The organism is Streptomyces hirsutus, assembly GCF_001418415.1.
GTDB lineage: Bacteria > Actinomycetota > Actinomycetes > Streptomycetales > Streptomycetaceae > Streptomyces > Streptomyces hirsutus.
The window spans coordinates 1-7,041 of sequence record NZ_LIQT01000206.1 but is presented as its reverse complement, the minus strand read 5'-3'; the positions used below and the strand labels follow the sequence as shown (position 1 = coordinate 7,041).

Below are 7,041 nucleotides of genomic sequence, written 5' to 3'. Positions count from 1 at the left end.
GGCCGGGGCCGGGGCCGGGGCCGAGGTGGGCGCGGGCGAGTCGCGCGGGGACGCACATGCGCCAGGCCTCGGTGACCAGTTCCGTCAGTTCCGGCAGGTCCAGGGCGCCCAGCGTCGCCCGGGCCCAGTGGTACCGGAGGTCGGACTCGCGGGGCATCGAGAACTTCCCCGGGTCCGAGGCCACCAGGGCCGCGCGCTCCTCCTTGGGGAACGCGAAGCCCAGGGTGGTCTCGTCACGGGACAGCGCGAGGTACACGATCCTGCCGATACGGAACTTCACCCGGTCCCGGATCAGATGCTCCTCGGTGCGCGGCAGCGCCAGTGCCAGGCGCCGTACGTCTGCGACGGTGGCCATGTCCTGCCCGTCCTTCCTCCTGTGTGCGGTCCGGCCGGCGCGGTCACGCGCGCGCCGGCCGGACCTTCAGCTCGATCGTCTCCAGCGCCCGTACGGCCGCCGCGCGCGCCTCGGCGCCGGTCGCGGCCTCCGTGACGGCCGAGCCGACACGGTCCCAGGAACTGCGCAGCTCGCGCACCTCGGCGCCGGGCTCCACGGTCACCGAGCACACCTCGACGCCGGGCAGCTCCCGCGCCGCCTCGACGCCGGTGACGGACTCGACGACACCGGCCTCCCCGGTGTGCAGGAAGCGGACCGCGGCGGCACCGGGCGCCTTGGCCGGGAGGTCCGCGGTCAGGGGTTCGCCCTTCATCAGGGTCCAGTAGGCGTGGACGAGGTCGATGCGGTACGCGCGGTCGATGAGGTCGACGATGCCGTCGCCCGGGAAGCGGCCCGCGCACTCGACCAGGTAGGGGCGGCCGTCCTCGACGATCCACTCGCAGTGGGCGGTGCCGGTGCCGAAGGCGACGGACCTCAACAGGCGCTCGGTCTCGGCGCGCAGCAGCGCGTCCAGCTCGCCGGGGACGTCGGCGGGAACCAGGTGGCCCAGCTCGATCGGACGGGTGCCGGGGTAGAGCTCCTTGCCGGTGACGTTGCCGAACAGGACCCGGCCGCGCTCGACGAGCATCTCCACGCTGTACTCACGGCCCCGCACGCACCGCTCGACGAGCATGCGCAGTTCGAAGCCCCGGTCGGTTTCCATCACGCCCTCGTCCATGGCGGTGGTCTCCGCCCAGGCCTCGTCGATCTCGTCGGCGGAGGCGAGGACGCGGGTGCCGAGGGCGGCCTGGCGGTTGGCGGGTTTGAGGACGGCCGGGCCGGGGTGGGCGGCCATGAAGGCGCGGACCTCGTCCGGCGACGCGACCTCCACCGACTCGGGGTTGAGGATGCCGGCGGCGGCGCTGACCTTGCGCAGCAGGGCCTTGTCGCGCAGGACCCGCAGGGCACCGTAGCCGCCGGTGGGCAGACCGTAGCGCTCGGCGAGGCGGGCGGCGAACGGGGTGGCGTACTCCTGGAGCGGGGCGATGGCGGCCGGGTCGAGGCCGGGGTGGGTGTTGTAGAACGCGTCGGCGGCGCCTTCGAGCTGGTACTCCCAGGCGATCAGTTCGCGGACCACGGGCGCCTCGTCGGCCTTGGGCCGCAAGTCGCGGTTGCGGATGACGTCGGGTTCGTCGATGACGATCACGGAGCCCTCGGGCTGGAACTGGGCGAGCGAGGTCACCGCCGCCTGCACGAAGCCGACCATGATCACGGGGCGTTCGGTCATGTCAATCACTCCTGGGGTCGGATGAGGTCGGCGCGGACCTGGGCGGCGAGTTCCTCGGCGGTGGACATCGCGTCCTCGAAGGACGTGCCGGTCACGCCGAGGAAGCCGAGGATGCTGTTGCCCTCCGGCGGGCGGCGGACCAGGTCGCCCGGCTTCGCGGTGAGCTTGAGGAAGAACAGGTCGTCCCGGCCGGCCACCTCGTCGGGGACGTGGATGGCGCCGATCCGGCCGGAGGACGGCGGCAGCAGGCACATCGCGGCCGTGTGCACGCCGGTCGGCGCGTAGTGCCCGGCCCGCGGGCGGATCCCGCGGGCCACGTCGGCGACGGCGGCGATCGGGTCGTAGCCGGCGGAGACGCGGGCCATGTGGTCCAGACCGCCGCCCCCGGGGCGTACGGCGATCTCCACCAGGTGCGGGCGTCCGTCGTGGAAGCGGACCTCGGCGTGCATCACGCTGCGGACCAGCCCCTGGGCGCGGGCGCCCGCCGCGACGACCTCGTGGACGGCCTCGATCCGCTCCGGGGTGAGCGCGGTGGGGGCGTGGTGGACGTCGTCGTCGAAGGTGTCGCCCTCGGCGGTGACCCGGTCGACGATCGAGCCGAGGTACACCTCGTCGTCCCAGGCCAGCGCCTCGATGAGGAACTCGTCGCCGTCGAGGAAGGACTCCACCAGCAGTCCGTGCGGGCCGAGGTCGAGGCCGTCGGCCTCCATGGCGTACCAGGACAGCTCGGTCAGGCCCTGCGCGGCCTGGGTGTAGCGCTCGCGCAGTTCGGCCTCGTCGTCGGCGCGGAAGACGTAGTGGGAGGCGGCGCCCAGGGTCGGCTTCACGATCACCGGGTAGCCGAACTCCTCGGCGGCGGCCAGGGCCTGGTGCTCGTCGGTGACGAACCGGAAGGACGGGTGGGCGGCGTTGCCGCGTTCGTGGGCCTGGCGCATCAGCAGCTTGTTCCGGCTGGCGCGGGCGGCCTCCAGGCCGATGCCGGGCAGTCCGAGGGCCTCGGCGACGGCGGCGACCGCGAGGACCCCGGACTCGGAGAAGGTGAAGACCCCCTCGAACCGCTCCTCGGCGTGCCACTCCTTGGCCGCGGCGATCAGGTCCGTCACGGCTCGCGAGCCGGCGATGCGGTAGCGGTCGGCGGGCCAGAAGTCGTCGGTGCCCTCGCCGTTGAGGACGTACACGTCGGCGCCCAGGCCGACGACCTGTTGGTAGCGGGAGACGTAGTAGGTGGCGTTCTGCCGGGCTTCGATCGCCAGCAGCTTCATCGCGTTCCTTTCAGCGGGGGTCATGGGGAGGCGTCGAGGGGGGTGGTGTCCAGGGCCGTCAGGCCGGTCGGGTCGGGGGTGCGGCGAAGGACGCGGTCGGCGAGGGTGCGGGCGATCAGCGGCGCGAACTTGAACGAGGAGCCGCCGCAGGCCGCGTAGGCGTGGGCCGAGCCGCCGAGGGAGACCACGAGCGGGCCCCCGGTCCCGGAGTACGACAGGTAGTAGCAGTCCTTGCTGCCGAGCACCCAGGCCGGGGAGAAGCCCGGCAGCAGGTCGCCGAACTCGGCCGCCAGCTCACGCTGGTACTCCTCGGGCGTGCGGTGGTCGGTGAGGGCGTCGACCTCGCGGCACAGCGCGGCGGAGGTCACCTTGAGGGCGGTGCCGGCGACCGGCGGGATCAGCCAGGCCCCCCGCCGCGTGCCGAGCGCCGGGATCGCCGGGGTGGCCGCCCACGCCTCCGCCTGTTCCCCGGGCGCCCGGCAGTACAGCAGCGACTGCCGGTGCAGGGTGAGGGTCTTCGCCACCCGGTCGGGCAGCAGCCCCCGCGCCCACGGCCCCACGGCGACCAGGACGCCGTCGGCGTCGAGGACCCGCCCGTCCGCGAACCGGACCTGCCCGCGCTCGCCGTCCACCGCGACCACCGGCCGGTGCGCGACGAGGTCGATGCCGGGCTGCCACTTCAGCCAGCCCACGCAGGCGGCGAGCACGCGCTCGGCGAGCAGTACCCCGGCCTCGTCCTCCAGGACGCCTGCCAGGGCGCCGTCGAGGGAGAGGTGCGGGTAGCGGTCGGCGAGCGCGGCGGCGGTGAGCGTGCGGGCGTGCCCGCCGGCTCCGTTGAGCAGGAGCGCGCCCTCGTCCGCCGCGGCGGGCGGGAGCACGGTGAGCGCGCCGACCCGCTCGTAGAAGCGGGTGGCGAGCAGTTCCTCCAGGTCCAGCCAGCGCCGGTGGGCGCTCAGCGCGGCCGCGGTGGCGCGCGGGTCGGCCGGGTGCAGGGCCCGGATGATGCGGTGCTGGTCGAAAGAGGTGGCCCGGCTGTACGGGATGGACCCCTGGTCGACGACCGTGACCCGGTGTCCGGCGAGGGCGCACTCCACGGTTGTCAGCAGGGCGATCACGCCGCCACCCACCACGGTGACACGCATCGGGCACCTCCTTTCGCTGGTCGGGTACGGGATGGGGGGAGAGGGGACACGGGCTGGGACCGGGCGGAACCGGGCAGGACTGGACGCGGGCGACGCAGCCCGGACACCGGCCGGGAACCGGGCCGGGCACGAGCCGGGACCGGACACGAGCCGGACGCCGGACACGGACCGGGACCGGACGGGACCGGACGCCGGACACAGACCGGGACCGGGACGGACCAGGACGGACCGGGACGGACCGGGACCGGGCACCAGTCGGGGCACCGGCCGGGGTACGGACCGGGCAAGGCTCGGGTACCGGTCGGCCGCGGTGGTCAGCCGAGGGTCGGGACGGTGAACGGCCTGGTCGTCCGCTCCGTCGGCGCCACGGCGAACGTGCCGTCGAAACCACCGTCCGGGCGGGCCCGTTCGGCAAGGTCGACGAGGATCGGCGAGGCCGCGGCGAGCAGGGTGCGCACCTCCGCGAACAGGTCGCCGAGCTCGGCGGCGGACGCCTCGCGGGTGGCCGGGCCCGGACCGGCCGGCAGGGCCTCGGCCCGGCCCAGGAGGCGCTCGGTGTGCAGCGGGATCAGGTCGGCCGTACGGCTGAGGCTGCACCCGGTCAGGCGGTAGCCGGCCGCGAACCGCTCGGCCATCGCCGCCCGGCGGGCGTTCGCCGCCTCGGACACCGGCAGGTCGCGGCCCGTCAGGCCGAGTTCCGCGACCGCCTTGCCGAGCAGGCCGGCCAGCCGGTTCCACGGCTCGACCAGGCGCTCGCCGGTGATCTTCGCCAGGGCGGCCCGGGAGAAGTTGGTGCGGGCGTGCTCGGGGGCGGTGAGGGCGAGGTGGAAGCGGACCAGGTCGCGCGGGACCTCGCGGACCAGGTCGCGGGTCCACACCACGTGGCCCTTGCTGGTGGAGAACTTCTCGTTCTCCAGCTCGTAGAACTCGTTGCAGACGATGGCGTCCGGGACGACGTACCGGCCCTCGTGGGCGAGCAGCAGTGCCAGATGGGTCAGGCCCCAGAAGTAGGCGTTGTCGAAGCCGAGGAAGTAGACGAGCCGGATGTCGTTCCCGGCCAGCCACAGCTCGTCGTCGCTCGACGGCTGTTCGCCATGGGCCCGCTGGGCCACCGCCGTGCAGTACATGGAGGCCGGCATGCCCTCCGCCCAGGCGTTGAGCACCTGGCCCGGCGTTTCCGGGAACGGGGCGGGAATGCCCCAGCCCGTCGGGTACGTGATCGGGAAGTCCGGCAGCGGACGGGCCAGCACCTCGCGCATCAACTGCACGATGTGCGGCCGCCAGGTGGCCTGCTTGGCCTCGTGGAAGGCGGTGAGCCGCTCACGGTACTCCTCCAGCGGCAGGACGAGGATCTCGGCCTCGCGGTAGGTGACCTCGGCGTCCGGGTCGATCGTGGAGCGCGGGTCGGTCAGCTCGGTGAAGTTGTTGGGGTGCCCGCAGCTCTCGCACAGCCCGCCCCGGCTGACCGCCAGGCAGACCGGACAGCCGCCGCCGACCAGGCCCTCCATCAGGAACTCGCCGGTGGCCTCGACGTACGGCAACCGCACCGTGCGGAGCGTGAACCTGCCGGCCTCGTGCAGCCGGGTCAGGAAGTCCAGGACCATCGCGCGATAGCCGTCGTCGAAGGGGGCGAAGCCGTCGACGGAGATGCCCATCAGGCCGAGCGTCTCGCGGATGTCGTGCCAGGACTTCTCGGCGAGCGCTCGCGGGCCCGTACCCAGCTTGGCCGCGCTGGAGACGACGTACGTCTGGCTGTCGTCGGTGCCCGTCGTGTACAGCACCGGCTGCCCGGTGGTCCGCAGGTAGCGGGCGTGGACGTCGGCCGCCATGTACGGGCCGGCGATGTGGCCGACGTGCAGGTCGCCGTTGGGGGTGGGGGGCGGGCCGATGATGACCGTGCGCCGCTGGTCCGTGCTCATCGTTTCACGCCTCCTGTGTCGTGTGACGGGCGGTGAAGCGCTCGGCCATATCGGCGTCCCACCAGACGCTGTACATCTCGAAGTCGGCGTCGGAGTCGTTGACGACGCGGTGCTCGTGGTGGGGCGGGAAGTGCACGATGTCGCCGGCGTTGAACGGCACGCGCTCGCCACCGGACTCCAGGAATGCCTCGCCGCGCAGGGCGATGAAGATCTCGTACTCGTGGTGGGCGTGCGGGGTGGACGCGGTACCGGGGCGGATGACACACCAGGAGCCCTCGAAGGGCGCGTTCAGCTCGGGCCAGGGAAGCAGGCGTTGGGCGTCGAGGCCGTTCTCGTGGGTGAGGCCGGCGCGGTCGAGGTTCTTGATCAGCACGGGGCGTCCTTCTGCTGGGAGCGAGCGTCGGTCAGGCGGTGGCGAGGGCGGGCTCGCGGTCCCCGGCCGGGTGTTCGGTGCGGTGCGCGAGAATGTCCTCGGTGATCTCCGCCGAGCGGGCGGCGAGGACGCTGAGCAGGGAGTCGGCGATGCCGTGGGTGGCCTCGTTGACCCCCTGGAGGTAGAGGGCCCCGGTGGCCGGACGGCCCAGCTCGAGGCGGTAGTTGCGGCTGACCCGGAGCCCGTCCAGGCCGAGCCCGGCGCCGAGGTCACGGACCATGCGGGGCATCGCCTGGTCGAAGCCGGTGCCGAGCAGCACCAAGTCGGTGCGCAGCTCGCCCGTGGCGCCGGTGCGGCGGTCGCCGAGAGTCAGGACGATGTCGTCACCGTCGGTCGCGGCGCCGGTGACGTCGGACATGGTGATCATGCCGAGCCGGCCGATGCCGTCCCGTCGGTCCTGGTAGAACTGCCGGTACAGGCTGTCGAGGGTGGCCGGAGCCAGGCCGCCGTAGTTCGCGCGGTGCATCTCCGCCAGCAGCTGGCGGCGGGCGTCCGGGGCTGCCTCGTAGAAGTCGTCGACGAACGACGCGTAGAACAGCTCGTTGGTGAACTTGCTGCTCTCGTAGCCGTTCAGACCGATCGAACGCATGATCATCGTGGGGCGGCAGCCCGGCAGGTCCCGCA

The 7,041-nt window shown here is 73.2% G+C and carries 7 protein-coding genes; all 7 read right to left on the bottom strand.

The features are described 5' to 3' along the window. Nucleotides 1-355, bottom strand: a 355-nt coding sequence (locus AOK11_RS16655) for an MmcQ/YjbR family DNA-binding protein (RefSeq protein ID WP_167353804.1), incomplete at its 3' end; no start/stop codon positions are given. A gap of 43 nt (nt 356-398) precedes the next feature. After that, nucleotides 399-1,661 carry an ATP-grasp domain-containing protein gene (locus AOK11_RS16650; protein ID WP_055594511.1) on the bottom strand — a complete coding sequence of 421 codons (1,263 nt, stop codon included), beginning with the start codon at nt 1,659-1,661 and terminating at the stop codon, nt 399-401. A 5-nt stretch (nt 1,662-1,666) separates the two neighbouring features. Further along, complete coding sequence (locus AOK11_RS16645) at nt 1,667-2,947, bottom strand: ATP-grasp domain-containing protein (RefSeq protein WP_240497373.1); 1,281 nt, start codon at nt 2,945-2,947, stop codon at nt 1,667-1,669. Beyond that, nucleotides 2,944-4,065 carry an NAD(P)/FAD-dependent oxidoreductase gene (locus AOK11_RS16640; protein ID WP_055594509.1) on the bottom strand — a complete coding sequence of 374 codons (1,122 nt, stop codon included), beginning with the start codon at nt 4,063-4,065 and terminating at the stop codon, nt 2,944-2,946. The genes AOK11_RS16645 and AOK11_RS16640 overlap by 4 nt, the downstream gene beginning before the upstream one ends. 314 nt (nt 4,066-4,379) lie before the next feature. After that, nucleotides 4,380-5,984 carry a class I tRNA ligase family protein gene (locus AOK11_RS16635; RefSeq protein ID WP_055594508.1) on the bottom strand — a complete coding sequence of 535 codons (1,605 nt, stop codon included), beginning with the start codon at nt 5,982-5,984 and terminating at the stop codon, nt 4,380-4,382. 4 nt (nt 5,985-5,988) lie between these two features. After that, nucleotides 5,989-6,357: a cupin domain-containing protein gene (locus tag AOK11_RS16630; RefSeq protein WP_055594507.1), complete on the bottom strand. Its 369-nt coding sequence runs from the start codon at nt 6,355-6,357 to the stop codon at nt 5,989-5,991. Between the two features lie 31 nt (nt 6,358-6,388). Beyond that, the coding region (locus AOK11_RS16625; protein WP_157869379.1) for a SidA/IucD/PvdA family monooxygenase at nt 6,389-7,041 on the bottom strand (653 nt) is incomplete at its 5' end.